Below are 26,209 nucleotides of genomic sequence, written 5' to 3' on the forward strand. Positions count from 1 at the left end.
CTCTCAGCAGTAGCACAGCGGAGCTTTGTCGCATGGCGTTTGGATTTGGCATTATTGGTACCGGGATGATCGCGGAGTTTCACGCCAAGGCAATCGCCGACATCCCCGATGCCAAGCTGATCGGCTGCTACAACCGCACCACGGAAAAGGCCAAGAAGTTCGCCGAAGAGCAGGGCATTACCGCCTATGACACGCTCGAAGAAATGCTGGCCAACCCCGAGATCCATGTCGTCACGATCTGCACGGCCAGTGGTGCTCACATGGAACCAGGCGTAGCCGCCGCGAAAGCCGGCAAGCACGTCATCGTCGAGAAGCCGCTCGACGTGACCCTCGCCCGCTGCGATGCGATCATCGATGCGTGCCGCGAGAACAACGTCAAGCTCGCCACAATTTTCCCCAGCCGCTTCCATGGTCCTTCGACCGAAATGAAGAAGGCTATCGACGAAGGCCGCTTCGGGACACTTTCGCTGGGCGATGCTTACGTGAAGTGGTTCCGCACCCAAGAGTACTACGACAGTGGTGCCTGGCGTGGCACATGGCAACTGGACGGGGGCGGTGCCCTGATGAATCAGGCGATCCACAGCGTCGACCTTTTGTGCTGGTTGATGGGTGACGTTGCGTCGATCACGGCCAACTGCAGCCTGATCGGGCACGAGCGGATCGAAGTCGAAGATGTCGCCGTCGCTTCGCTGAAGTTCAAGAATGGCGCGCTGGGCACCATCGAAGCCAGCACGGCCGTTTACCCTGGCTACCTCAAGCGAATCGAGATCCACGGCACCAAGGGCTCGGCCGTGATGGAAGAAGAAGACATCAAAAGTTGGGACTTCGCCGATCCGACCGAAGAAGACGAAGCGATCAAAGAGCGGCTGGCCGGTAAAACCGAAACCGGGGGCGGTGCCGCCGACCCCAAGGCCATCGGCCACCATGGCCACCGAGCCCAGTTTGAAGACCTGTTGGCCGCCGTCAAGGAAGATCGCGAACCAGCGATCAACGGCCCGGAAGGTCGCCGTTCAGTCGAAGTGATCCTGGCGATTTATCAAGCCGCAGCCACCGGTCAACGCGTTGACTTCCCCCTGAAAAAAGACCCCGACCTCAGCGGCTGGATGCCAGGGAAGTAGAGGTCTTGATGTCCCCTCTCCTTCGCAGACGGTGGCGTGGGGACAAGTGTGGTTACTTCGCTTCGTTCGCCAATTCCTTGCGAACCGTAGCCAGCCCCGTCAGGTTTTCCTGCAACGATTCCTTCGCGTCAAGTTCGTTGCGATGATCCAGAATTCCGATCGGGCCGTCGTAATCGCTGGCGGCAATCGCTGCGATCATGGCCCGTTCGTGCTTTCCTTTACCGATGCCCAAGATCTTCGGCTGAGCTTTATCGTTCATGCCGTTCAAGTTCAAGCAAATCAGGTACGGCTTCATCATCGCAAACACTTCCGGCCAGTCGGCGATGTGCTCGTGACCGTGATGGAAGTTGTAGACGATCCCCACATGGTCGTACCCCATTTCGCGTAGCTTTTGGCAAACGGCCACCATGTTTGCCGGCTCGCCTCCCCAGCCGCCGTGATTGTAGAGGCCCAGCGGAAGGTCGGCCTGCTTAGTGCGTTCGGCGACCGCTTTCAGCCGGTTGGCGGCCTCTTCGACCTTGGCTTCCTGCGTGTCGGCACCCGGTTGTGGAATCATGTCCCAGATCTGCGGATGCAGGTCGTACTTGGCGAACAGTTCCAGCGCCTTGTCATGCGTGCGCCAAAACGCGAAGAATTCGATCCCTTCCTTTTGATACGCTTTGATCTCGTCCTCGAACGTGGCCACGTGCTCGGCTCGCCAGTCGTAGGCGCACTTCGTGATGCCGAGTTCCTTGAGCATCGCGGCACGCTCCTGGGGCGTTCGCTTCGCGGCATCGAATGGGACAATGCACCAGGCGACAAGATTGTCTTGCTGCAGCACGTCCGGCTCACCCGCAGAAGCGAGTGGCAAGCAAAGAAAGAACACGAGGACGCAAAGCAGGGGATGAGACTTCATCGGATATTTCTCGAAGGACTGGGAAAGGAAATCAATTGGGCTGGGACTCCTTATGATGAAACGTCCCGCGGCCGCTTGCAATCCATCTGGCGAGCATTGCATCAAATACTTTTCCTCAGAAATTGTGACAAATGGAGCAGCACACACTAGAATCACGGAAGTCAAGTCGCCCCGGCTTGGTAGCCTTCCTTCGCCTTGTCCTGCCAAGTGATTCCATGCCTTCCTCGCTTCCTACTCTGGGCTTTATCGTCCGTGTCTTTTCGGTTGTGCTCATTACCGCCAGCGCCGGTTATGCCTTCGGCCAAACGCCTGAGCCGTTCTCGCGTCTGGCCGACGAGTACCAGCAAGACGTTCATCCACTGCTGAAGACGTACTGCATCGATTGTCACTCGACCGCTGACAAGCAAGGGGAACTCGATCTCGAACAGTTCGCCAGCCTGGCCGATGTTCGACGTGATCCGGCGAAGTGGCAAGGCGTGCGGCAGATGATCAATAGCGGCGAGATGCCGCCGGAAGAGAGCGATCCGCTCAGTCCTGCTCAGCACAAGCAGCTTGCACAGTGGATCGACGGTTACCTCACGGCCGAAGCGAAGGCCAACGCTGGCGATCCTGGCCCGGTCGTGCTGCGGCGGCTGAACAACGCCGAGTACACCTACACGATTCAAGACCTGACCGGCGTGCCTCTCGAGCCAGCCAAAGAGTTCCCCGTGGATGGTGCCGCCGGCGAAGGCTTCACCAACACTGGCAACGCCCTGGTGATGTCGCCGGCGCTGGTTCAGAAGTATTTGGATGCCGGCAAGGAGATCGCCCAGCACGCAGTGCTGCTGCCCGATGGCTTTCGCTTCTCGCCAGGCACCACGCGGCGCGACTGGACCGATGAGATTCTGGCCGACATTCGCGGCATATACTTCCAGCACATTCGCGACGTCGGCAACGCCCACGCGCTCGACCGCTGGAACGTGAGCGATCCCAAACGAATCATGGCCCAGGAAGGACGCGTCGATCTCGCTCCTTACTTCGCCGCGCTGATCGAGCACCGCGACCAACTGCAAAACGATCTCGCCCAGGCACCACGCATCGCCGAGCAAAGTCACCTCAACGCCAAGTACTTCACACTGCTGGCCGAGATGCTTTGCCAAGAAGAAGCGGCGTCGCCGCTCGTGGCCGATCTTCGCCAGCGGTTTCACTCGGCCGATGCTTCCCAGGCTCAGGCACTGGCCAACCACGTACGCGCCTGGCAGGACGTGCTGTGGAAGTTCAACTCGGTCGGTCACTTCGGCAGTATTCGCCCGTCGCAAGAAGCGGTCACGCCCCTTTCGCCGGAGCAGACCTTCCGTATTCCCATCGATGGCAGCAAGTCGTTTAAGCGCTATCTCAATGCCGTCAGCTTGACCGGCGATGCGAAAGCAGACGTCCTGTGGGAGCGACCGCGCATTGAACGCAAAGGACGCCAGCCGATCTTGCTTCACGACTTGCCCCCCATGATTGCGGCCATGCAGGCCGCGCGGAAGGAAGTCGTCGCTAACTCGCCGCGCTACCTACAAGCCGCCTGGCAGATCAAACAAGCAGGCCAGAAGGTCGACATCAAAGCACTGTCCGCCGAGCAAGGTCTTCACGCTGGCGTGCTCCAGCAGTGGCTGCAACTGCTGGGGGTCTCTTGGAAGGAAACCTTGCCCAGCATCGAACTCCTTCCACAGGCGATCAACAACGTTAGCGGCAAGACAAAAGTCAGCGGCTGGGGCAGCCCTGGTCTGGATGCCTTGTCGGTCGTGGGCAACGGAAGCGATGAGATGGTCCTCATTCCCGGTCAGCTCAAAGCGCACGGCATCGCCGCACATCCCCGGCCTGAGCGCTGGGTTGCTGCGGCATGGCAAGCCCCAGTGGATGGAACGTTCCGAATCGATGCAATCGTGCGAGATGCCCACGATGCCTGCGGCAACGGGGCCTCCTGGTGGCTCGAACATCATCGGCCTGGGACGACAACCATCCTGCAATCGGGCAACATCGACTCCGGCGCTACGGCCAAGATTGAAACGATTGCTGAGTTCGCCGTTTCGCGTGGCGATCGCATTGCGCTGAAGATCGGTCCTCGCGACGCGAATCACTACTGCGACTTGACCGAGATCAATCTCACGCTGCACGAGCGAGGCGGCGAGGCTCGCACGTGGGACCTGGCCGCTGACTGTTCCGCCGACTTGGGCACGGCCAATCCGCATCCCGATCAGCTCGGCAATGCCGCGACGTGGGTCTTTTACAGTGGGATGCTTGATGGTCAGCCTTCTACCAACGCTTTTCCGCAAGGTTCGCTTCTGGCCCAGTGGCAAGCGGCCGAAAGTGAAGCGGCCGCCAAGCAGCTCGCTCAGCAAATCAACGCGAAGATCAAGCACGCCGCCGGCACAGAGCCGCTCGACGAAGCCGATTATTTGTACGTCGACCTGATTGCCTGGAACGGACCGCTCGTTGCGGATGCTGTCGAACCGATTCGTGCGATCGAAGTTCTCACGAGCCCAAGTGCCCCCGAGGTCGATATCCCCGGCGAGCTGTTCGAGGGAGCGGAATTCGTCGTCACGGCAAAACCGAAGTCGCCGGCCGCCGTGGTTCAGGTTTCCGTCACGTCCGCTCCCGCGCAGGGACTTCTGCCTGAGGGTGCCTTCATTGGCGAGGCCCGGAACCTCGATCGACTGAAGCGCATCTGCGATGACTTTCGTCACACCTTCCCGGCGATCGTTTGTTATCCGCAGATTGTCCCGGTGGACGAAGTGGTGACGCTGGTTCTTTTCCACCGTGAAGACCAAGAGCTGGCGCGGCTGATGCTCAGCGAAGAGGAGCAGGTCCGGCTCGATCAACTCTGGCAACAGCTGCGTTATGTCAGCCGCGATGCCCTCGATATCACGGTCTCTTTGGAACAGCTGCTGGAGTTCGCCACGCAGGACGGCGATCCGACTATCTTCAATCCACTACTCGAGCCGATCGAGAACCGTGCCGCCGCGTTTCGTCAGCAGTTGGTCGATACCGAGCCGGTTCATGTCGACGCGTTGGTTCGCTTCGCCGCCAAGGCCTATCGGCGACCGCTTCGCAAGGAAGACGAACAGGCGATCCGTGATCTCTACGCGGAGCTTCGCGGTCAGAACCTTTCCCATGACCAGGCGTTTCGTTTGTCGCTGGCTCGCGTATTGGCATCGCCTGCGTTTCTATACCGCACCGAAACACCCGGCCCAGGCAAAACGCCTGTGCCGGTCACGGACTTTCAGCTAGCCACACGGCTAAGCTATTTCCTGGGGTCTTCGACGCCGGACGAACCCCTACGCGAAGCGGCGGCAACCGGCGAGCTCCACTCGCCGGACGCGTTGTTAGCTCACACGCGGCGGATGCTAAAGGACGAACGCACGCGGCGGCTCTCGATTCAGTTTGCCTGCCAGTGGCTGCACATTCGCGACTTCGACACGTTCGACGAGAAGAGTGAGCAGCACTATCCGCAGTTTGCCGATCTTCGCGGTGACATGTACGAAGAGTCGGTTCTGTTCATGCAGGACTTGCTGCAAAACAACGGCTCGATCCTCGACATCCTGCAGGCCGACCACACCTTTTTGAACGAGTCGCTAGCCAAGCATTACGGCATTCCCAATGTGACCGAGGACCAGTGGCGGAAGGTCGAAGGCATTCGGCAGTATGGACGCGGCGGCATCCTCGGTCAGGCAACCGTGTTGGCGAAGAACTCAGGAGCGTCGCGCACCAGCCCGATTCTTCGTGGCAACTGGATCTCCGAAACGCTGCTGGGCCAACGACTGCCACGGCCGCCGCTGAATGTGCCGGTGCTTCCGGAGGTTGCCCCCGAAGGGCTGACCGAGCGGCAGTTGATCGAGATGCACTCAAGCGTCAACGAGTGTGCGAAGTGCCACAAGCGGATCGATCCGTATGGGTTTGCCCTGGAGCAGTTCGACACGATCGGTACCTTCCGCAGTAAAGATGCCCACGGCCTGCCGATCGATACGAAGTCGACCCTCATGGATGGGACCGATGTCGAGGGGCTCGCTGGCATTCGCGACTACCTGGCAGACGTGCGGCGCGAGACTTTCGTGCGTCAATTCTGCCGCAAGCTATTGGGGTATGCCTTGGGGCGTTCGGTCCAGCTTTCGGACGAACCCCTGTTAGACGAGATTTATCAGGCACTTTCGGAAAACGACTTCCGCGTTCATGTTGCCATTGAGAAAATAGTGTTGAGCCCTCAGTTCCGACAGATTCGCGGCGGCGCGTTTGTCGGCATCGAGTAGAAAAGGCCGAAAGGAAATCGATCATGAAACGACATATCACACGACGTACGCTGCTTCGTGGTTTGGGTGTGAGCATGGCCTTGCCATGGATGGAATCGGTGCCGGTCTGGGCAGACGATACCAATGCCAACGCTGGCGACGCGCCGCTACGGTTTGGCGTCATGTTCTCAGGCAACGGGTTTCACAAAGATCACTTCTGGGCCAAGGGGAGCGGCCAGGAAATGGAAACCGGCCAGGTGCTGGCTCCGCTGGCCGATCTGCGCGAGAAGATGATCTTCATCCGCGGGCTGTACAATGAAGAAGCCCTGAAGGGAAACATCCACAGCTCGCAGACCGGCAACCTGCTTTCGGGCGCGGCACTCTCTTCCGGCGGCGAGATCCGCTCCGGCACGAGCATCGACCAGATCATCGCCCAGCAGTACGGAAATAACACGAAGGTCCCGAGCCTGGTACTGGGGTGCGAGAAGTCGAACCCGTCAGTGCACAAGAACTACTCGATGCTCTACAGCTCGCACATTTCGTGGAGCTCGCCGACGACACCAACCCCGCTTGAACTTTACCCGGCGCTGGCGTTCGATCGGCTCTTTCAGGAAGGTGCCCGGCGGGAAGACAAGAGCGTACTCGATGCGATCCTGGCCGACGCGAAAGACCTGCGGCGAAATATCAGCGAGTCCGATCGCCGCAAGCTGGACGAGTATCTCGAATCGGTCCGCGACGTCGAGCAGCGGATCGAAAGGGCTGGCAAGCGAGGCGAGATGCAAGGCTGGAAGCCGCCACTAGCTGGTCCCAACATGGCCCGCCCGGCCGATGGCATCCCGCAGGACATCGCCGAACACATGCGGCTGATGTGCGACATCATGGTGCTTGGTTTCCAGACGGACGCGACTCGCGTGTGCACGCTCAAGCTGAACAACGACCATTCGTCCTTGCGGTTCTCGAACCTGGGCATCGACTACATGATTCATCACCTCTTGTCGCACCAGGAATCAGATGACTGGCTGAAGGTCAACCAGTTCTTCCTCAAGCAGGTTGCCTACGTAGCCAAGAAGCTGGATGCCAGCCAGGAAGGGGAGCGGACCACGCTCGACAACTCGCTGATCATGTTCTGCTCGAGCATGCTGACCGGCAGCCACGACGCGACCAAGCTACCGGTGATCCTACTGGGCAAAGCTGGCGGCAAGCTGGAGACCGGGCGAACGCTCGACTACCTCAACCAACCGAACCGCAAGATGTGCAGCTTGTACCTGTCGCTGATGGATAAGTTCGATGTGAAGCTGGATGCGTTTGGGGATTCGGCCGAGCGGCTGGTGGAAGTTTAGGGGATCTGTTTCTCAATGGCCGCTGAACTCGATCACTTCACGAGGACTTCCAAACCTGTTTTGCCTTTGAAGATTCTACGCAGGACATCAATCAGATCGTTCCATTCATGATCAACACAGTTGTGATTCACAACGATTTCCTTGCTACCGTTGGTGTGCCGCCTTAACCCAGGCGGCACAAGCGCGCAGATGAGTGTGTCATCTATTCGACAGTCGAAATCATCGACCGGCTCCCAGATTTGGTCGAGGACCATGAACTCGATCTCCGCCGCGTCGTTATCATTGATGGGACGACTCACGGAAAACACGAAATCGAGGTTGCTGTCAAAGGCCCAAAGAAACGCAAATGGCTCATCCTCGTCGTTGATGCCAAATCGCATTTGATGAGCCGTCATTTCCATACGAGTAGCAGTCATTGTCAAACTTCTGGCTTGCCTACTTCGGCAAGCGGGCTGGACCTTCCTCGTTGAGTCCCTTCGAGGCACGCAGGCGGGAATACCCGTCGGTATGCGTCACGGCAGCGTGCGGTACGTAATTCACCAACTGCATTTGGACTCTACCATCTTCACTGTAGTCACAATGCCAGGCGGCGTCGACCGCCGTGTATTTATCGAAATCGGGGGACTGTTTGGCCATACCCTCAACCGCCCTTTTGACGAGGGCATATCTGCTAAGAAGTTCTTCATCTTCCGGCAGCGGCCGATATTCGCTAAGGCGACCAAGAAACTCATCGAAGCTGTTGGCGACCTGCGGCCAAGCATCGAAGTCGGTCTCGTCGAAGTTGTCAAACGTGCCATGGTCCCAGAAGATGACCGCGTTGCCATGGTCGGGACTAACACTCAGCAGCCAAAGGTTGCCGCATGAATCGTGCGCGATGGGAAGCGTATCTTTCGGCAGTCGACCGGCAAACGTGTCCCAGTGCCACTGCATGCTGGCCCAAGGCCGTTCGTCAGTGATGCAGTGAAAGCAAAATACATCCGACGCTGTCGTCCGCCCAGCTTCTTGGAACGTGACGCAATCGGGGGACGGAAAACCACCATTGTTTTCCAGCATGAAACGCCGGTAGTCGTTGGGCAGACGGCATTGGTATTTTTCCTCGAAGCCTGCCAACACTTCTTCGGTGAGCTTTGGAGCCCCGTCAATTGTCGTGATGTTCAGCATGGTCTTCTCAGCACTACCACTGGTCGACTCGTTGCCCAAGTGGTTCGCCGACTCATCGATTTGGGACGCGCAACCGACCAGACAGGTTGCTGTGAATAGAACTATCAATGTCGTGGAAATTCGATTCATGGTAGCGTTCTCCTTCGCCGCAGAACAAACCTATGCGGTGTTTCCGCCGAGGACCTGAAAGCGGCAGCGCGGTCAACCACGCAGGCAGTTCGTACGCGTGAATTGGCTGACTGAAATCTAAGCAATCAGTTCCGGAATCACCTTCCCGCCGAACTGGCTCAGCTGCTTGAAACGCCCGGCGTGGTAGTAGGTGAGCTTGTTGTCGTCCAAGCCTAACAGCCGCAAGAGGGTTACATGGAAGTCGCGGATGTGGGCGACGTTCTCGACCGCCTCCATGCCGGTCTCGTCGGTCGCGCCGATCGTGTGGCCTGCGTTGACTCCGCCCCCGGCCAGCCAGTAGGTCATCGCGTGCGGATTGTGATCGCGGCCGTAGGCCGTTCCGCCGCGGACACCATTATCCGGTGTGCGGCCGAACTCGCCGCACCAGACGATCAGGGTTTCGTCGAGTAGACCGGTTCGCTTCAAGTCGGCAATCAGCGCGGCGATTGGCTGATCGACGGCGCCTACCAGATTGCCGTGGGCCCGCTCGATGTAGTCGTGGCTGTCCCATGAACCGTGATAGAGCTGCACGAAACGCACGCCTTGCTGGACGAGCTTGCGCGCGAGCAGGCACTTGCGGCCGAACGAGTCGGTCGGCTCCTTGCCGACGCCGTATAGGTCAAGCGTTTCCTGCGGTTCCTGCTTCAGGTCCAAGACGTCTGGCACTTGCATCTGCATGCGGAAGGCCAGCTCGTAGCTTTCCATCCGGGCACCCAGCTCGTCGTGGTAGGCGTGCCGCTTTTGATGCTGCTGATTGAGCTGCGCGATCAGGTCAAGGTTCTTCCGCTGATGCTCCGCGGTGATGCCATCCGGCGGGAACAAATCCAGAATCGGCGAGCCCTTCGGACGCAGCGGGGTTCCCTGGAACTGAGCCGGCAAATAACCGTTGCTCCAGTTCGCCGCGCCTCCTTGAGGATAACTGACTTCGGGCAGGACGATGAAGCCGGGGAGGTTCTGGTTTTCCGATCCGAGGCCGTAATTGACCCACGCCCCGACGCCAGGGTCGCCGCCGAAGCGGTTGCCGCAGTTGAGCTGGTACATCGCGGTCGGGTGATTGACGCTGTCGACCTGACAGCCGCGGAAGAAGCAGATTTCGTCGGCCACGCCGGCCAGGTGCGACCAGTTTTCGGCCATGTCGGCGCCCGACTGGCCCACCTTCTTGAACTTGAAGGGGCTTTGCACGTAGTAGCGTTTACCACTTTCCATCGCCGACTTCTGCTCGCCGCTGCGGGTGAATTCCTTCAAGTGCAGCTGCTCGAGCTTCGGCTTGGGATCGAACGTATCGATGTGAGACGGACCACCTTCCATGGTCAGGAAAATGCAGTTCTTGGCCTTGGCTGGCAGGTGACCTTTGCGCGGCTCGGTCCCGACGGCCTGGTTTTCTTCGGCCGCGAGCAACGAACTGAACGCAACACTCCCCAGGCTGGCACCCAGGCCGTACAGGAATTCGCGTCGCTTGGGCAGTGGGTTAATAGACATAGACAAACTCGTTGGAATTCAAGATCGCCAGACAAACGTCGGCCAGGGCTCGGGTCTTCGCGTCGACCTCTTGTGGCTGAAGGTCCGGCACAAAGTCTTGGTAGGCGTGCAGCGTTTCGTTGAACGAGAACTTCTCGCCGGTGTTCTCTTCGACCGCATCACGGCGGACGACCAGCGGGGCTTTCGCCTCGGCCAGCTCTCGCTCTTTTTCGATCGCTTCCATCGCCTTCCAATGCTTCTCACAAGCGGCAAGTTCGCTTTCATTGGGCAGGCGGCCATACGTCAACTGAAAGACGCGTTCGATCGCTTCCTTGCCGGTGTGACCTTCCTCTGTCACCCGATTGGCTAGTGCTAACGCGCGGTCGTAGGTGGCTTTGCCGTTGAACAGCGCGAAGACCTGCGGCGTGACGGTCGACTCACTGCGCATCTCGCACGAGAAGTCGGGGCCGGGGGCGTTGAAGACTTCGCGGAATGGATCAGGCAGCCCACGGACCTTTAAGCTGTAGAGCGACCGCCGATGACGCTGCTGGGGCAGGGGGTTGGGAGTCCAGGCAGAAGCGAACGTTCCCATCACTTGCCGCGGCTGCATGGCGGCTTCCATGTTGATCTCTGGCCGGTTCGGAATGCCGCCAAGCTTCGGGTTCATTTCGCCGGTGGCGAAGAGCATCGCATCGCGAATTTCGGAAGCAGTCAGCCGCCGCGGCGTGAACACAGCGTACGACGTTCCGAGCGGGTCTTTCTCGTCGAGCGAATCGAAACTGGGATGTTCGCATGAACGGCGATACGCTTCGCTGAGCATGATCTGCCGGTGCATCGCTTTGAAAGACCAGCCCGACTCGACGAACGTGGCGGCCAGCCAGTCGAGCAGCTGAGGGTGCGTCGGGCGTTTGCCGGTCGAACCGAAGTTATTCGGGTTGCCAGCGATCGGCTGGCCCATGTGCCACAGCCAGATGCGGTTAACGATCGTACGCGTGGTGAGCGGATTGTCGGGGCTGGCTACCCACTGGGTAAACGCGGCGCGGCGGCCTTCGATCTTCTTAGGGATTTCTGGATGCTCGACGTCGTCCAGCACGCTCAGGATGCTCGGACTCACCGGGGTGCCTTGGCTGAAGGGATCGCCGCCGGTGAGGATGCAGGTTTGTTCCAGCTCGCCGGTTTGCATCGGCTTGGCTGGCACACGCAGGGGAGCGTACACCGACTTGAGTGTTGGTGTTTTGCCGCTGTAGACGGCCAGAGCGTACGGCTCGTAACGATCTTCTTCCCACTTGAGCCGCTGCAGGCCTTTGCGAGCAACGCGTTCGTTGCCGTAATCTTCCGGCGAGAAGCCGACGTGCTTGGGTGGAATCTCGCTCTCCGGCAGCTTCTGACGCATCAGGGCCTGGCGAGCATTGCCGAAGTCTTTCTTCCCTTTCTGCTTGGCCAGGGCCTCGTTCCACTTGGTGGGATCAATCTTGTTCTCGGCGTACCAGGCTTGGGCAGCTTTCAGTTGCATTTCGTCAAGCTGTTGCAGCTTCTGGGAGTACTCGGCGCGACGTGCTTGCAGGTACTTCTTTTCTTCGAAGCCGTCTGTGTTTTCGATGTCGAGGAAAGGAGCTTTGCGCTCGGCCAGCTGCGTGGTTGCGAAGACCGCTTGAATGGCGTAGTAGTCGTGCGTGGGAACCGGATCGAACTTGTGATCGTGACAACGTGCACACTGCAGTGAATGGGCGAGGAACGTTTCGCCGACGCTATTGGTCACGTCGTCCAGGAACCGCTGCCGAGCGACCTTTTCGACTTCCATGCCAGTCAATTCCCACGGTCCCATTCGCAGGAAGCCGGTCGCGACGATCGCTTCGGGGTTGTCGGGGTCAAGCTCGTCACCGGCGATCTGCTGACGGATGAATTCGTCGTACGGCTTGTCTTCGTTGAAGCTTCGCACGACGTAATCACGATAGCGCCAGGCGTTGCCGCGTTCGTAGTCGTTGGCAAAGCCAGACGTGTCAGCGTAGCGGGCAACATCCAGCCAATGCTGAGCCATCCGTTCGCCATAGTGGGGCGAAGCCAACAGGCGGTCGACGACCTTGGCAAACGCGACCTCGTCCGACGAAGGATCACTGACGAACGCTTCGATTTCCTGCGGACTGGGGGGCAGGCCGGTCAAGTCGAACGTTGCCCGGCGGATGAGCGTTTGCCGATCGACCGACGGAGCAACCTTCAAGCCCTCCGGCATTTGGGCGAGAACGAACGCATCGATCGGGTTCCCGGCACCCACGTCGGGAACGTCTGGCTTGGTGACCTTCTGGTACGCCCACAACGCTTCCGGTTTGTATTTGCGGTTGGCCCAGTCTTCCGAAAGGGCACCGACCGTTTCGACGGTGATGCCGTCTTCGGCCGACCACTTGTCGGCGTACTGCGCGTTAATCTCGGCCGCTCTGGCTTGATCGGGCCATGGGGCACCCAGCGCGATCCAGCGGCGGACCCAGCCGACTTGCTCGTCGTTCAGCTTCTCGGCTTCCTTGGGTGGCATGGCCGACCAGCTGAAATCATCGCGAAGAATGGCCAGCATCAGCGGGCTTTCTTCCGGCTTGCCAGCCACGAGACTCGACTCGCCGCTATCGCCCCCTTGCTTGAGACCTTCGAGGGAGCGCATATCGAAGCCCCCTTCGATCTCGTCCTCGTTTTGCCCGTGGCATGCCAGGCACTTCTCGGCCAGGAGGGGCGCGATACGGCGCACGAATAGCGCTTCGCCTTCCTGCTCGTTCGCCAACAGGGGCTGGGCGAGCAACAGGAAGAGGAACCACGGACTGATCGATCGGACAAGGCTAGGAAAGGGCACCGCGCGCATGGGACCTGCCAAGGGGGGAATGGTAGGTGGAGGTGAGCAGATGTCCTAAGTATAGAAAACGTCTAGGAAAAAGTCACGAGAAGCTTACAAACCGTCCTTTCGCTGGCAGCTAGTCACCATTCTCTTTCTTCTTCTCTGCGTGGTACAGCCGGCGAATCTCTTCCAGATCAACGGTCGATTCGGGCAGCTTGATATTAAACTTCTCGAACGCAGCGATGAGGATCTTGAGGACCACGTAATTCCGAAACCACTTGCGATTCGAGGGGATCGTAAACCAGGGCGCATAGTCGGTGCTGCACTTGCTGAGTGCGTCCTCGTAGGCGTCGGTGTACGCGTCCCAGTAGGGGCGTTCCGAGTAGTCGGCGTCGCTGATCTTCCAGTGCTTGTGGGGCGAATCGAGCCGCTTTTTGAAACGCTCGAGCTGTTCTTCCGGATCGATATGCAGGTAGAACTTCAAAATGTGAGTGCCGTTGTTGGCCAGTATCTTCTCGAAGTCGTTGATTTCGTCGTAACGTTTCTTCCAGACATCTTTGGGCACCATCTCGTGCACGCGCTGAACGAGGACTTCCTCGTAGTGCGATCGATTGAACACGGCGATGTGCCCGAGCCCTGGCGTCACTCTGTGATGCCGCCAGAGGAAATCGTGCTCGGCTTCTTCCTTGCTTGGCACCTTGAAACTGAACACGCGGCACCCTTGCGGATTCATCGCGCGAAACACGTGCCGAATGGTTCCGTCCTTACCGGCCGCGTCACGCCCTTGCAGAACGATCAACACCGATCGTTTTCGCTCGCCATACATCGAGTATTGCAACTCGCGCAGATGATCGCGGAGCCTCAGCATCTCGGTTTCCGCCAAGTCGCGATCGTCGTGAAGGTCTTTACAGACCGGATCAAACTTATCAAGGTCGAGCTTGCTGCCGGGGGCAACGCGAAAGTGTTCGTAGTAGTCCATAACAAACCTGGCATGGGATCAGAAAAGCAACGAATGCTCTTAGTCTAGCCGTTTGCGGCCAAATGACCTACTAAGTTTTTCGCTTAAGATTCGCTCGTCGCAGGAAGATGTTCTACTGATGCTTCGGGCTCATCAGCCAAGCGTTCACGTGCCAGGCGTTCTTCACGAATGAAGTACCATCCGCTGATTACCAGCGCGACCAACCCGATCACCGACATTGCCAGTGAGAATTCGAGAAAGAACGTCAGCCGTGACTGGCTTCGCCGCCAACTACACGGCCATGGGGTACATGAATGACAATGAAGACAAGTCGAAAGACTTTGCCAGCATCACCGACGGCACCTCGAACACGATCTTTTATGCCGAGAAGTTCACGAAGTGCCAGACCTCGACAAACTACTACAACATCTGGGCATACGGTGATGCTAGTTGGTACGAGTGGAATCCTGTGTTTGCGGCCTACATCACAGGACCAGCCTCGAAGTTCCAAGTGAACCCGTCCTCGGGCAACGCCAGCGCGACGTGCAATCCTCAACTGGCTCAGAGTCCACGCTCGAGTGGAATCCTGGTCGCTTTGGGAGATGGCAGCACGCGTCACCTGAATGCCACCATGGATGAAGATACCTGGTGGGCTTTGTGTACTCCGGATCAAGGGGAGATCAGTAGCTTTGAGTAATTCCAAATCTGATACCAGTCGTATAGCAGGCTTCGTCCTGCTGCTAACCCTCGCGGCCGTTTCCCTTGGCTGTGGTGGGATGGCTCAGGCACCTATCGACGTGACGGGTAACATTTCGATCGAAGGGAAGCCACTCAACGAGGGGGCGGTTATCTTCACCGATCAGAAAGGGGAACGATCCTACGGAGAGATTCACTCGGATGGGTCGTTTGTGGTCCCGCAGGTCGTGCCTGGCACGTTTCGCGTGGCGGTCAGTGTCCCTCAGCGGCGACGCGTAAAGGGTGACAATGCCGATCCGGCACGCGGGGCACGCCCGATGCCGGTGCCCGTTCCCCCTCGGTATGCGAGCGTGGACTCATCCGGTTTGCAGTTCGACATCGCTCCGGAGAAGCCCGAACTGACGATCGAGCTGAAGCGTTAAGCGAGACAAGCGAACGTGGATGGCTGCCGACGGTTGAAACACGACCCCGGCGGCCTTTTTATGCGCGGGTACCTAGCGGCAGGCGTCGCAGTGCCCTTTGATCAGGACTTCTTCCATCTGACCAGGCGGCTTCTGCTTCGGATTATCAGGCACTAGTTCGACGTGGAAGCCTGACAGGCACATCACCTTTCCGCAGCCGATACACATGAAGTGGGGATGCTCGGAACGTCCCTCTGAGCCTGACGGCAACAGTTCGAACCGGCGCACGGCGTCTCCCAAATCGAGTCGAGCCACAATGCCCGACTCGTCGAGTTCGGTCAGCGAACGGTAGATGGTCGACTTGTCGAAACCAAACTCCGCCAATTCATCGGCGACTTCATTGGGACTCAGCGGAGTCTGATGATCGCCCAGCGTCTGAACGACCGCAATCCGAGCCGCTGTGCAGCGGAGGCCAGCTCCGCGGAGCAAAGTCTTGGCGGCCTCCATCGAGAATCCTGATTTACGCTTGCGTGCCATGGTTGGTTGGGACCTGATTGCGGGGGTTCTAATCGTTTTAATCTTATCGTACTTGCAATGCATTTGCAAACAGGATGAGATGGCAATCGATGGCCAAAAGGTGATTTCTGTCGGCACAAAGCTACCAATAATGACAATGGATTGGGGGAACTTTCTGTTAGTTTCTCACCAGCATGCGCGATTTTCGACATAGGGCCTCTTGAGCGAGCCAGACAGGTCCGCGAGATTGAAGGTTTGCTACCGGGACGAAAGGATCACCCATGAAGGTTTCGATTGTTGGTGTCGGGAAGGTGGGCGTCACGCTGGGGTACTCGATCGTGCTCAAGGGCCTCGCCACCGAACTGGTGCTGGTGAGTCGCAGTGCCGAGCGGATTCGCGGAGAAGCTCTCGACCTGCAGCATGCCGCGGCCCTCGGTCCCAGTCGCATGCGCGTCCGTAGCGGTGATCTCGATGCAACGAAGGACTCGCAGGTCGTTGTGCTGGCCCTGGCGCAACCAGCAGAGCAGGGTGGTAACGCGATGGACCGCATCGCTTCGGCCAAGCCAAACGCCAAACTCTTTCAGCAGGTAGTGCCCAAGATCGCCGAGCTCAGTCCGGACGCCATCTTGCTGGTCGTGACCAACCCGGTCGATGTGCTGACCTACGCGACCTTAAAGCTATCAGGCTTCGATCGTCATCGTGTGCTCGGGACCGGCACGTTGATCGATAGTGCCCGCTTTCGCTCGCTCCTTTCGGCACATTACGACATCCACTCGGATGATATTCGCGCTTACGTGTTGGGTGAGCATGGCGAGTCGCAGTTCCCGGTCCTTAGCGCTGTCTACGCAGGCGGTTGGTACATGGGGCAGGACCCCGAAGTGAAGCGTGCGTTCGAGAAGACGTTGAGCGTGGCTCCGGAGGTGTTCGTCGCCAAAGGCTACACCAACTTCGCCGTTGCCAGTGCCGCGGCCATGGTGGTGCAGGCAATCAAGGACAACTCGCACCATACGATGCCCGTCTCGACGCTGGTCGACGGATATTACGGTATCGAAGACGTTTGTCTGTCGCTGCCGGCGGTGATCGGCAAAGAAGGAATCGCCCAGGTGCTAAGCATCGCGTTGAGCGAAGAAGAGCAGGCCAGTTTGCGCTTTTCGGCGCAGCATCTTAGCGCGGTAAACCAGAGTCTGGCCGAATATTGGTCGAGCGATACGCCGTGAATCGGCACCTTCGTTGGTACCGGCATAATCGGATCGGGCCGCGTGATCAACGCCTGCCGATCGAATGAACCGCACAGCATTTGTTGCGCACAAATCCCTTTTTCGACATACGTTTTATGTTGAATTGAAGTCGCCCGCTTTCGTGCGGCTTTAGGCCTGCCAGGCGGTAGAGCATTCAGGCACTTATCTCGACGGAGAACTCATCGTGTTTGCAAGCAATGAAGAAGCATTTCGTTATCTCTACGATCGTCAGGGCATCTTGTGTGTACAGGTCATGCTCAGCGCGGTACGCGCCTACGGAGCCGACACCGGTTGCGTGCAAGTCTTGACGCTCCTCAATGGTGTCGACAACTCGTTTGATAAAAAAGACGAGAAAGCCCTCGTCTCGGCAATGCGCTATGTGGAAGAGAACCTTCCCCAATGGCAAGAAGATCGTGTGGTCAATCTGCCTGACGGCCAACAACTGACGATCGACCCGGCCTTGGTCCCGGACGAATACTAATTCCGCTCGAAGCGTCTGGACCGCTCCCCTCTGTTTGACTGGCAACTCTCACGCGTTGTCTCGGACCGCACTTTCTGTGCGCGCCATTTCTGCCTGAAAAAGATTGACGTCGCATCGCGAATTCGTAAGACTTGGTGCTCCCGCCTACCATTTCCCTTCCTTTTTCGCGCTTTGTGAGGCCTTCTATGTCTGGGCATTTCAATCGTCGTCAAGCCATCAAATCCCTCGCAGTCGCCGGTGCCGCCGTGGCGCTGCCTGCGGTTAGCTATTCTCGAGTTCTCGGCGCAAATGAGCGTCTTCGCGTGGCCAGTGTCGGTACCGGTGGCAAAGGATGGAGCGACCTGGTTGGCGTCGCTGCGAGTCCTGCGGTCGAGGTGACGGCGCTGTGCAATATCGATAGCTCCGAGCCGCACCTGGGTCGAGCCGCGGAGAAATACCCCAGTGCCAAGACCTACGTCGACTGGCGCAAGTTGCTGGATAACAGCGGCGGCGTCGATGGCGTAATTGTTTCCACGCCTGACTTCATGCATGCCCCGGTATCTTTGGCAGCCATGCAGCTTGGCAAGCATGTCTTCTGCCAGAAGCCGCTGACGCATACGGTCTTTGAATCGCGTCAGATGAAAGAGGCTGCCAAGCGAAACAAAGTCGTCACGCAGATGGGCAATCAAATCCAATCGCACACGGCCTATCGTACGGCAGTCGCTTTGGTGCACGCCGGCAAGATCGGTAAGGTTAAAGAAGTTCACTCGTGGCAGGCTGGCACACCCAGTTGGCCACGCAATATCGAACGGCCCGCCGGTGAAGATACCGTTCCGCAGACGGTGGCCTGGGATCTGTGGCAAGGGGTCGCCCCGCGTCGGCCGTACAAGTCAGGCTTCTACCATCCGTTCAACTGGCGCGGCTGGCAGGACTACGGTACGGGACAGTTGGGAGACTTTGGTTGCCATATCCTTGATCCGGTCTTCAAGTCGCTTGAACTCACCGCTCCACTGCAATTGACCGCCGAGGCACCACCGCTGAAGCCGGAAACGTGGACCGAGAGTGCCACCGTGCGGTACGTATTCCCAGGCACCAAGTACACCGCCGGCGATACGCTGAACGTGACCTGGTACGACGCTGCCGGCGTTCGCCCGCCTGCGGAAGTCACGGCTCATTTGCCCAAGTCATACTCGCTTCCCAATGCCGGTTCAGTACTGATTGGCGACAAGGGAACGCTCGTGATTCCGCACGTGGCGATGCCAAAACTGTTCCCAAATGGCGCCGATGCAGAGGCCCCGATCGAGGAGGTTCCGAGTGTCGATCACTACGTCCAGTGGGCTGATGCCGCGCGGGGCGAAGGGGAGGCCACCTCGGCGTTCGATTACTCGGGACCACTGACCGAAACTGTCCTCTTGGGTGTGGTCGGAATTCGTTTTCCAGGGCAACTTCTCAAGTGGAATGCCGCGGAAATGAAGATCCCTAATTTCTCGCAAGCAGAGGCCTGGCTGACCAAAAGTTATGCCCAGGGATGGGAGCCAGCGTGGGTTTAAATGGGCTCACGCGTCACACCCGAAGACGTGTTGGCGGTACAATGAAAGGATCAGCAAGCTTGAACAATTTGCTGATCCAACAACAACCACAGTAGCGCCTCCGGGAGAAGACCATGTCGCGAGAGAAGTCGATCGAGAATCTGCAAAAAGCTTTGTCGATGGAGCTGACGGCCAGCCACCAATATCAGCTGCACGCCGCCGTGCTCGACGATTGGGGCCTGGATTTGTTGGCCAAGAAGATGCGGGAAGAAATGCAGGAAGAACTGGGGCACTCGGATTTGTACCTCAATCGCATTTTGTTCCTCAAAGGGGAACCGCAGCTGACGTTCGACAAAACGCCGGTCCGCGCCGAATCGCTTCAGTCGCTCTTCAAGACCGACATGGAAGACGAGAAGGAAGCCATCGAGTTTTACACGAAAGCCTCGCAGCAAGCTTCCGCCGATTCCGATATCGGTACCCGGCAACTGTTCGAACAGATCGTCATCGACGAAGAAGGGCACATGGCCTGGCTGGAATTGCAGCTCGACCTGATCGAACGCATGGGAGAAGCAGCTTATATCGCGAAGCATATGTCTTCGCCGTAAGCAGCTCTGCTGATTCTCGAACAACATGCAATCAAACAGGGGGATGCCAACCTATGTCGGCATCCCCCTTACTCTTTCGTGTGGTATCGATCCAGCGACGCGTTACGCTTCACTCGGCTTTTGCTTGGCAAACTTCCGCAGCACCACGTAGAACACCGGGGTGAGGAACAACCCGAAGATCGTCACGCCCAGCATGCCTGCGAACACGGCGGTTCCTAGCACACGCCGCATCTCGAAGCCGGCACCCGTCGCGATCAACAGCGGAATCACGCCCAAGATGAACGAGAACGCCGTCATCAAGATCGGGCGAAGTCGCAAACGACAGGCCTCGATGGCGGCTTCAAACCGGTTCTTGCCAGCATCTTCTTCCGCCTTGGCGAACTCGACAATCAAAATCGCGTTCTTACATGCCAGGCCCACCAACACAATGAAGCCGATCTGCGTGAGGATGTTGTTGTCCATCCCACGGAACCAGATTCCGACAATCGCGAACAGCAAGCACAACGGCACGATCAAGATGATCGCCAGCGGCAGCAGCCAGCTTTCGTACTGAGCGGCCAGCGTCAGGAACACGAACAACACGGCCAGCGGGAACAGGAAGACAATCGTGTTGCCTGCCTGACGTTCCTGAAACGCAATATCGGTCCACGCATAGCCGAAGCCGGGCGGAAGGTTCGTATTGGCCAGTTGCTCCATCGTATTGAGCGACTGCCCCGAGCTGAAGCCAGGGACCGTATCACCATTGAGGTCGGCAGCCGGGTACAAGTTGAAACGCACCAGGCGATCAGGACCCACCACGCGCTCGACATCGACAATCGAAGCCAGCGGCACGCTGGCACCACGGGTGCTGCGCGTTCGCAGCTGCAAAATGTCGCTCGGCTCGTCGCGGAACTCGGGCTCGGCCTGAGCCGTGACTCGGTAGGTTCGTCCCAAAAGGTTGAAGTCATTCACGTAGACCGAACCAAGATAGACCTGTAGTGCGGTGAAGACATCGTTCACCGGGATGTCCAGCATCTCGGCCTTCGTCCGGTCGACGTTCGCCTTAATCTGCGGAACGCTGAGCCGATAGTTCGAGTAAACCTGAACCAACCCTGGCTGCTGATTGGCCTGCGCGGCAATCTGATTGGTGACCTGGGCAAGCGCATCGAGACCGGCGCCACTCTGGTCCTGGACGTACATCTTGTAACCGCCACCACGACCAATACCGCGAACTGGTGGCGGAGGAATCACGAAGATCTGGGCCTCGTTAATGCCGGCCAGCTTCTGCCGTAGTTCGGCCACGATCACATCGACCCCGCGTCCCCTCGCACTGCGCTCCTTAGCATCTTCCAGCGGCAGGAAGGTCACAGCGGCACTCGGGCTGATGGTGAACGTCGACCCGGACAGGCCTGCGATACCGACCGAGTGAGCCACGCCGTCGATCTCGCCACCGATCCGGGCAACTTCTTTCGTCACTTCGTCCGTTCGGGAAAGCGCTGCACCATCAGGAAGTTGAATCGCCACAATCGCGTAACCTTGGTCCTGCTGCGGAATGAACCCGTTGGGCACCATGCCAAAGCTATAGTAAGTGGCCACCAAGAGCCCGACATACATCAGCAGAACCACGGCCGACACACGCACAATGCGCGAAACGATGCCAGCGTAGATGTTACTGGTCACGTCGAACGTCTTGTTGAACAGCCGGAAGAACCAGCCGAACAGCACGTCGACCACCTTGCCCATCCAGTTCTTCTTCTCATTTTTCGGCCGCAACAACAGGGCACACATGGCCGGGCTGAGCGTCAGTGACACAAACGTCGAGAACGCCGTCGAAATAGCGATCGTGATGGCAAACTGCTGATAGAACCTCCCGCTGATGCTGGGGATGAAGATCGTCGGCACGAACACGGCGATCAACACCAGCGTCGTGGCGATCAAGGCCGAACCCACTTCGTCCATCGCTTTATGGGTGGCTTCACGCGGGGAGAGACCTTCGGCGATCAGGCGCTCGACGTTCTCAACGACCACGATCGCATCGTCCACCACGATACCAATCGCCAATACCAGTCCAAACAGCGACAACGTATTCAGCGTCACGCCCATCGTCTGCATCACGGCAAACGTTCCGATCAACGAAATGGGAATCGCGATCACCGGGATGATCGTCGGCCGCCAGCCATGCAGGAAGATGAACACCGTGAAGACCACCAGCACCGTGGTGATCAGCAACGTATCGAACACTTCCGCAATCGACTCTTCCACGAAATCGGTCGGATTGTAGGCGATCTGGTAGCCAATCCCCTGAGGGAAGTCGGTCGCCAGATTGGCCATCGTCTCTTTGACTTCTTTAGCCGTATCGACCGCGTTGGTGCCTGGCCGCTGATAAATGAGGACCGCAACGGCTGGGTTGCCGTCTAGATAGCTAAGCCGCGAGTAATCTTGAGCACCCAGTTCCAGGCGGGCCACATCGCTCAACCGCGTCACGCGACCATCGTCGCCTCGTTTGATGATGATGTTGCCGAACTCTTCGGTATCCTTGAGACGCCCTTCGGTGGTCACGTTCAATTGAAACGCGCCGGTCCCATCGTTGGGTGGCTGGCCGATCACGCCGGCCGCGACCTGAGCATTCTGGCCACGAATCGCACTGATCACGTCACCAGGCGTCAAATCCAAGTGGGTCATACGTTCGATATCGAGCCACACGCGCATCGCGTATTCGTTACCGCCAGCGATACGAATGTCGCCGACGCCATCGAGTCGCATCAGCGCGTCGCGGATGCGGAGAAACGCGAAGTTACTGATGTACAGCTGATCGCGGCTTCCGTCCGGCGATTCCAAGTGCACCACCATCAGCATGTCCGGGATCTGCTTGCTGGTGGTAACACCAATCTGGCGAACAGCCTCGGGCAGGCGCGGTTCGGCGATGGCCACCCGGTTTTGCACCAGCACCTGGGCGTCGTCCAGGTCGGTGCCCAGCTTAAAGGTCACCGTCAGCTGCATCGTGCCGTCGGCACTGGAAGACGACTCCATGTACAGCATGTCGTCAACGCCGTTCATTTCCTGTTCGATCGGCGTGGCAACCGTGTCGGCGATTACCTGCGGCGTGGCCCCAGGGTAACTGGCTCGCACCACAATCGTCGGCGGGGCGACATCAGGATACTGCGAAACAGGCAGCGTGAAGTAAGTGATGCCGCCAACCAGCACGATGATGAACGACAGCACCGACGCGAAGATCGGACGTTCGATAAAAAAGTGAGGAAACTTCATCGCATCGCCTCCTCGGTCTTCTCAACCGCCGTTTGCGTCTCGTTCTGCAGGATAGAAACGGAGCTAAGCCCTGCCGAAATCCATTGGTCCTGCGGCAGCGGTGTGTAATCGTTGGGCAGGCCGTCTTCACGCTCTTCAATGGCACCGGTTTCGGTATTCACCGGCATGTCAGGACGCACCAGCAGAATCCCTTTGATCACGAGCGACTCGCTGCCATCAAGGCCGGATCGAACCACTCGCAGGCCATCGACCAACGGGCCAACTTCTACGCTACGCCGCTGGATCTTGCCGTCGACCACGATATAGACGTACTGCGAAGACTGGTCGGTGCCAATTGCCGAATCGGGAATCAGCACGGCCTGGTACGCCGCACTGCCTGGCAGGCGAACCTTACCGAACATGCCCGGCACGAGGACTTCGTTGTCGTTACGGAAGATGCAACGTACGCGAATGCTGGCCGTGCTGGCGTCGAAGCGATTGTCGACGAACTCCATGTGCCCCATGTGCGGAAAGCCTTTTTCATCGGCCAAGCCAAGGAACACAGGGTTCTTCGCCGAACGCGAGCTTTCGCGCTTTCCTTCCAAGGCGAGTCGAATGTATTTCAGAGCCTGCTGCTCGTTGACGTCGAACATGCAGTAGATGGGATTCACCGAGGTGATCGTCGTCAGCAGGGTCGAGGTCGCCGCACCGCCACTGACCAGGTTGCCTTCGGTGACGTACTCGCGGCTGATCCGGCCTGAAACAGGTGCGTAGATCTTAGTGTAGTTCAGGTCGAGCTCGGCCGTTTCGACCGCTGCTTCACCCGAGTGAATCGCCGACTGAGCCGTTGCGACGCCAGCTTCCGCCAGCCCGATGCCCGCCTCGGTGGCCGTTACGTCCGCTTCCGCTTGGGTGAACTCTGCCTCCCGCTGATCGAGTTCGTCCTGGGCGACCGCGTTCGACGTGCGTAGCGTTCGCGTTCGCTTCACGCGGGCATCGGCCAGGTTTAACTGGGCTTCGGCTTGTTTCTTTTGAGCACGCGCTTCATCCAGCTGTGCCCGGGCCTGCGCCATTTGTGCCTGGGCCTGACCAAGTTGTGCCTTCGCCCCATTCAGTGCCGCTTTGAAAGGACGCTGATCGATCACAAAGAGCAGGTCCCCTTGATTGACGATCTGGCCTTCGTCGAAGTGAATCGACTGAAGATAACCACTGACGCGGGCCCGAATTTCGACAAATTCAATGGGCTCGAGACGGCCAGTGTAGGCATCCCATTCCACGATCCTCTTATTGACCGGCGGAGAAACGGTCACGGTCGGAGGAGGGCGCTCGCCCGGGTTTTGGGTTGCACGGGAACAGCCCGCGAAAGCAATCGCGGTAACGCCACAAGCGAGTGTGGCCAGCAACAAGGGATGGTTTCGTCGAAGGATTTCCATAAAGCCAATCGAAAATTGGGTATCGTGTTTTGCCCGGTCCTTTTGGATGGTTTGCCAATTCTAGGCAGCACTATCCGAGGGTCGAGAGAACGATCGTCCAGGATCCTTGGCGGATTCTCCTACCACAAAAAGCTGGTCGTAATTGCCGCAGAGTGACTAACGGCCAGAAAGCCAATGAAGCGGCGACGCGGCGGAGAAGGCTAGGTGGGTCGTTGGACCTCAAAAGCCTGTATTATGGAAACGATATCGTTTCCTAGATGCCTACCAACGCGTGGAATCCACCCGTTTGCGGGAACGGATGGCAAGACCGAACGCCCCCCCCTAAATTGAGGGATCACTACCTGCGCAGTAAAAGAAAAACCCGCGAAGAATGTCGATAAAATATTTCACGTAAACCTTTAGCTGCCTAAGTGTCCACCTGAAATGGCTCCCTCAGACTGGCTCGATTCATGTGAAATAGGGCGAATAAGCGTTGGGACGCCTAGGCTCGAATCTGATCGACCGACTTGGTATCGCGCTTCTCCGGCCCCAGATTTCGCTGCACGCCCATGCCGCGGAGCAGCTGATTGTAGGCGTCGAGCCCTTCCGCTTTGACATCGACGATCTCGCCCGTCTTGAAGCGACCGTTGGCTCCGGTCACCGCATGGAAAACGCCTGACAGCTCCCGCTTCACATCGTTGTGACGGCCATCGCCGGACTCGGTACTGATGGTGAACAGGGAGTTTTCGAGAATTGTCTTGCCATTGGCTTCCATCGCGTCCTGCTCGTCGAGCCGCTGGAGGAAGTAAGCGACCTCCCGCATCTTCATGTGAGCATGAGCCCGCAGTTGCTCGTTCGACTTCTTCTCGTTGAACTTGTGCCACCACTCGTGGCTGCAACCTTTGTCGCCGCTGGCCTTGAGCTGCTTCGCATCGTCGAAGACAAATCGCTTCTCGCCGTTGTACTTGTAATCGCCGGTCAGGCGAATGCGTTCGCCGGCGGCCAGGAAGGTGATCGAACCGAAGCGGCAGCGATCCATGGCAATGGCTAGCGCGTACAGGTCGGCCATCAGGCGCCACTCGGTAGTGAGTTCTTCCAGCGTGATGTCGATGCCTTGACCGCTCGGGTCGGCCTCGTTGCCGTGCGGCAGCTGCGAAGCGGGCGGAACCGGCAGGTCGCGTCGTCGCTCTTCGGCTTTCTTCTCGAACTCGATCGTTCGCTGTTCGTACTCGCGGACACGATCGAGGTGATCTTGCAGTCGCGATCGCGAAACCTTACCCAGGGGCGAGTTCTGCCCGGTGTAGTGCTTCGCCTGCTGCACGACGCTATCGAGCACGCTCCGCGACAATCGCTGACGGCGGGGATCGAGCGAATCGGTCGGCACCTCGCCGAAGATCCGGCTGAACAAGTCACGCGGTTTCTCTTGCATGGCGGCCGCTGGGGTGCCGTCGTCTTTGAAGCTATGCGTGTAACGCACCACGCGGCTGCGGCGGAAGAACGTCCCGGCAATCAGCGTCGAAATCATTCCCGGCGGCAGGCCATCAGGGTGATATTGCTGGCGGATCAGCTGATCGATCGAAGGACCACCTGCCTTGGCGGTTCCCTCGGCTGGCATTGCCGTGAAGGCCGCCGAAGCGCCATCGAAATGCGCGTTGATGCCTGGCATGTCGCAGCGAACGTGGTCGACGTTCTTCATGACCAGCAACTTGTCACGCAAAGGCTTGAGCGGTTCGAGCACGCCGTCGTAGCCTTCGTTCTGCAGCGGCGAGGGGATCCCCAGACCGAAGAAGACATTGAACGCTCGCACCGGTATGTCTGCCTTGGCAGCCCCCAGCACCGGCGTGACCGTCATCTCTTCCAACAGCGGCAGTCCGATAGCAACCGTGCCCAGACCTTGCAAAAGCGTTCGACGATTGAGATGTGTTCGTTTCATCGGTGAAACCCAAATGGGAAAGGGGATT

At 58.5% G+C, this 26,209-nt stretch carries 19 protein-coding genes; 9 read left to right on the forward strand and 10 right to left on the reverse strand.

Annotated features, from left to right (window positions below; genetic code table 11):
- Window positions 1-32 precede the first annotated feature (32 nt).
- Window positions 33-1,118 (forward strand): Gfo/Idh/MocA family protein, encoded by a 1,086-nt coding sequence (locus PSR63_RS26790; protein WP_274329200.1) that lies wholly within the window; start codon window positions 33-35, stop codon window positions 1,116-1,118.
- 52 nt (window positions 1,119-1,170) lie between these two features.
- Here the strand turns inward: PSR63_RS26790 and PSR63_RS26795 are convergent, their stop codons facing one another.
- On the reverse strand, window positions 1,171-2,013 hold the full coding sequence (locus PSR63_RS26795; protein ID WP_274329202.1) for a TIM barrel protein: 843 nt from the start codon (window positions 2,011-2,013) through the stop codon (window positions 1,171-1,173).
- A 215-nt stretch (window positions 2,014-2,228) separates the two neighbouring features.
- On the opposite strand from PSR63_RS26795, the gene PSR63_RS26800 reads away from it, so the two are divergent.
- Both PSR63_RS26800 and PSR63_RS26805 read left to right on the forward strand, forming a co-directional pair.
- Window positions 2,229-6,284 carry a DUF1592 domain-containing protein gene (locus PSR63_RS26800; protein WP_274329204.1) on the forward strand — a complete coding sequence of 1,352 codons (4,056 nt, stop codon included), beginning with the start codon at window positions 2,229-2,231 and terminating at the stop codon, window positions 6,282-6,284.
- A 23-nt stretch (window positions 6,285-6,307) separates the two neighbouring features.
- Window positions 6,308-7,603: a DUF1552 domain-containing protein gene (locus PSR63_RS26805; protein WP_274329205.1), complete on the forward strand. Its 1,296-nt coding sequence runs from the start codon at window positions 6,308-6,310 to the stop codon at window positions 7,601-7,603.
- A gap of 32 nt (window positions 7,604-7,635) precedes the next feature.
- Here the strand turns inward: PSR63_RS26805 and PSR63_RS26810 are convergent, their stop codons facing one another.
- From PSR63_RS26810 to PSR63_RS26830, 5 genes are all read right to left on the reverse strand, one after another.
- Complete coding sequence (locus PSR63_RS26810) at window positions 7,636-8,019, reverse strand: hypothetical protein (RefSeq protein ID WP_274329206.1); 384 nt, start codon at window positions 8,017-8,019, stop codon at window positions 7,636-7,638.
- Window positions 8,020-8,038: 19 nt separating this feature from the next.
- On the reverse strand, window positions 8,039-8,893 hold the full coding sequence (locus PSR63_RS26815) for an SMI1/KNR4 family protein (protein WP_274329207.1): 855 nt from the start codon (window positions 8,891-8,893) through the stop codon (window positions 8,039-8,041).
- A gap of 117 nt (window positions 8,894-9,010) precedes the next feature.
- Window positions 9,011-10,411: a DUF1501 domain-containing protein gene (locus tag PSR63_RS26820; RefSeq protein ID WP_274329209.1), complete on the reverse strand. Its 1,401-nt coding sequence runs from the start codon at window positions 10,409-10,411 to the stop codon at window positions 9,011-9,013.
- A complete protein-coding gene (locus tag PSR63_RS26825; protein WP_274329211.1) occupies window positions 10,401-13,235 on the reverse strand; it encodes a PSD1 and planctomycete cytochrome C domain-containing protein in 2,835 nt (944 codons plus the stop codon). Before PSR63_RS26825 ends, PSR63_RS26820 begins: the two co-directional genes overlap by 11 nt.
- Window positions 13,236-13,344: 109 nt before the next feature.
- Window positions 13,345-14,187 carry a polyphosphate kinase 2 family protein gene (locus PSR63_RS26830; protein WP_274329213.1) on the reverse strand — a complete coding sequence of 281 codons (843 nt, stop codon included), beginning with the start codon at window positions 14,185-14,187 and terminating at the stop codon, window positions 13,345-13,347.
- Between the two features lie 223 nt (window positions 14,188-14,410).
- On the opposite strand from PSR63_RS26830, the gene PSR63_RS26835 reads away from it, so the two are divergent.
- Together PSR63_RS26835 and PSR63_RS26840 are read left to right on the forward strand one after the other, a co-directional pair.
- Window positions 14,411-14,863 carry a DUF1559 family PulG-like putative transporter gene (locus PSR63_RS26835; RefSeq protein ID WP_274329215.1) on the forward strand — a complete coding sequence of 151 codons (453 nt, stop codon included), beginning with the start codon at window positions 14,411-14,413 and terminating at the stop codon, window positions 14,861-14,863.
- Window positions 14,856-15,284 (forward strand): hypothetical protein, encoded by a 429-nt coding sequence (locus tag PSR63_RS26840; protein WP_274329217.1) that lies wholly within the window; start codon window positions 14,856-14,858, stop codon window positions 15,282-15,284. Before PSR63_RS26835 ends, PSR63_RS26840 begins: the two co-directional genes overlap by 8 nt.
- A 72-nt stretch (window positions 15,285-15,356) precedes the next feature.
- On the opposite strand, the gene PSR63_RS26845 is transcribed toward PSR63_RS26840, so the two are convergent.
- Complete coding sequence (locus tag PSR63_RS26845) at window positions 15,357-15,800, reverse strand: Fur family transcriptional regulator (protein WP_274329219.1); 444 nt, start codon at window positions 15,798-15,800, stop codon at window positions 15,357-15,359.
- A gap of 260 nt (window positions 15,801-16,060) precedes the next feature.
- Between PSR63_RS26845 and PSR63_RS26850 the strand changes: the two genes are divergently transcribed.
- The 4 genes from PSR63_RS26850 (at window position 16,061) to PSR63_RS26865 (ending at window position 19,611) form a co-directional block, all read left to right on the forward strand.
- The gene (locus tag PSR63_RS26850) at window positions 16,061-16,996 is read left to right on the forward strand and encodes a malate dehydrogenase (RefSeq protein ID WP_274329220.1); all 936 of its coding nucleotides are present in this window, start codon (window positions 16,061-16,063) and stop codon (window positions 16,994-16,996) included.
- Window positions 16,997-17,201: 205 nt separating this feature from the next.
- Window positions 17,202-17,498 carry a hypothetical protein gene (locus tag PSR63_RS26855; RefSeq protein WP_274329222.1) on the forward strand — a complete coding sequence of 99 codons (297 nt, stop codon included), beginning with the start codon at window positions 17,202-17,204 and terminating at the stop codon, window positions 17,496-17,498.
- Window positions 17,499-17,683: 185 nt separating this feature from the next.
- Window positions 17,684-19,027, forward strand: a complete 1,344-nt coding sequence (locus tag PSR63_RS26860) for a Gfo/Idh/MocA family protein (RefSeq protein WP_274329224.1) — start codon at window positions 17,684-17,686, stop codon at window positions 19,025-19,027.
- A gap of 113 nt (window positions 19,028-19,140) precedes the next feature.
- On the forward strand, window positions 19,141-19,611 hold the full coding sequence (locus PSR63_RS26865) for a bacterioferritin (protein ID WP_274329226.1): 471 nt from the start codon (window positions 19,141-19,143) through the stop codon (window positions 19,609-19,611).
- 102 nt (window positions 19,612-19,713) lie between these two features.
- Here the strand turns inward: PSR63_RS26865 and PSR63_RS26870 are convergent, their stop codons facing one another.
- The 3 genes from PSR63_RS26870 to PSR63_RS26880 form a co-directional block, all read right to left on the reverse strand.
- Window positions 19,714-22,857, reverse strand: a complete 3,144-nt coding sequence (locus tag PSR63_RS26870; protein WP_274329228.1) for an efflux RND transporter permease subunit — start codon at window positions 22,855-22,857, stop codon at window positions 19,714-19,716.
- Entirely contained in the window at window positions 22,854-24,269 is a 1,416-nt protein-coding gene (locus tag PSR63_RS26875) for an efflux RND transporter periplasmic adaptor subunit (protein WP_274329229.1), read from the reverse strand. The genes PSR63_RS26870 and PSR63_RS26875 overlap by 4 nt, the downstream gene beginning before the upstream one ends.
- A gap of 481 nt (window positions 24,270-24,750) precedes the next feature.
- On the reverse strand, window positions 24,751-26,181 hold the full coding sequence (locus tag PSR63_RS26880; RefSeq protein WP_274329230.1) for a DUF1552 domain-containing protein: 1,431 nt from the start codon (window positions 26,179-26,181) through the stop codon (window positions 24,751-24,753).
- Window positions 26,182-26,209 lie beyond the last annotated feature (28 nt).

This window comes from Bremerella sp. P1, assembly GCF_028748185.1.
In the GTDB taxonomy this organism is placed as follows: Bacteria; Planctomycetota; Planctomycetia; order Pirellulales; family Pirellulaceae; genus Bremerella.

Excerpts from the sequence above, each read along its gene's own strand:
- PSR63_RS26880 (WP_274329230.1), bottom strand. The coding sequence starts at position 26,181 with ATGAAACGAACACATCTCAATCGTCGAACGCTTTTGCAAGGTCTGGGC.
- PSR63_RS26875 (WP_274329229.1), bottom strand. The coding sequence starts at position 24,269 with ATGGAAATCCTTCGACGAAACCATCCCTTGTTGCTGGCCACACTCGCT.
- PSR63_RS26805 (WP_274329205.1), top strand. The coding sequence starts at position 6,308 with ATGAAACGACATATCACACGACGTACGCTGCTTCGTGGTTTGGGTGTG.
- PSR63_RS26810 (WP_274329206.1), bottom strand. The coding sequence starts at position 8,019 with ATGACTGCTACTCGTATGGAAATGACGGCTCATCAAATGCGATTTGGC.
- PSR63_RS26825 (WP_274329211.1), bottom strand. The coding sequence starts at position 13,235 with ATGCGCGCGGTGCCCTTTCCTAGCCTTGTCCGATCGATCAGTCCGTGG.
- PSR63_RS26860 (WP_274329224.1), top strand. The coding sequence starts at position 17,684 with ATGTCTGGGCATTTCAATCGTCGTCAAGCCATCAAATCCCTCGCAGTC.
- PSR63_RS26790 (WP_274329200.1), top strand. The coding sequence starts at position 33 with ATGGCGTTTGGATTTGGCATTATTGGTACCGGGATGATCGCGGAGTTT.
- PSR63_RS26845 (WP_274329219.1), bottom strand. The coding sequence starts at position 15,800 with ATGGCACGCAAGCGTAAATCAGGATTCTCGATGGAGGCCGCCAAGACT.
- PSR63_RS26800 (WP_274329204.1), top strand. The coding sequence starts at position 2,229 with ATGCCTTCCTCGCTTCCTACTCTGGGCTTTATCGTCCGTGTCTTTTCG.
- PSR63_RS26865 (WP_274329226.1), top strand. The coding sequence starts at position 19,141 with ATGTCGCGAGAGAAGTCGATCGAGAATCTGCAAAAAGCTTTGTCGATG.
- PSR63_RS26815 (WP_274329207.1), bottom strand. The coding sequence starts at position 8,893 with ATGAATCGAATTTCCACGACATTGATAGTTCTATTCACAGCAACCTGT.
- PSR63_RS26870 (WP_274329228.1), bottom strand. The coding sequence starts at position 22,857 with ATGAAGTTTCCTCACTTTTTTATCGAACGTCCGATCTTCGCGTCGGTG.
- PSR63_RS26795 (WP_274329202.1), bottom strand. The coding sequence starts at position 2,013 with ATGAAGTCTCATCCCCTGCTTTGCGTCCTCGTGTTCTTTCTTTGCTTG.
- PSR63_RS26850 (WP_274329220.1), top strand. The coding sequence starts at position 16,061 with ATGAAGGTTTCGATTGTTGGTGTCGGGAAGGTGGGCGTCACGCTGGGG.
- PSR63_RS26830 (WP_274329213.1), bottom strand. The coding sequence starts at position 14,187 with ATGGACTACTACGAACACTTTCGCGTTGCCCCCGGCAGCAAGCTCGAC.
- PSR63_RS26820 (WP_274329209.1), bottom strand. The coding sequence starts at position 10,411 with ATGTCTATTAACCCACTGCCCAAGCGACGCGAATTCCTGTACGGCCTG.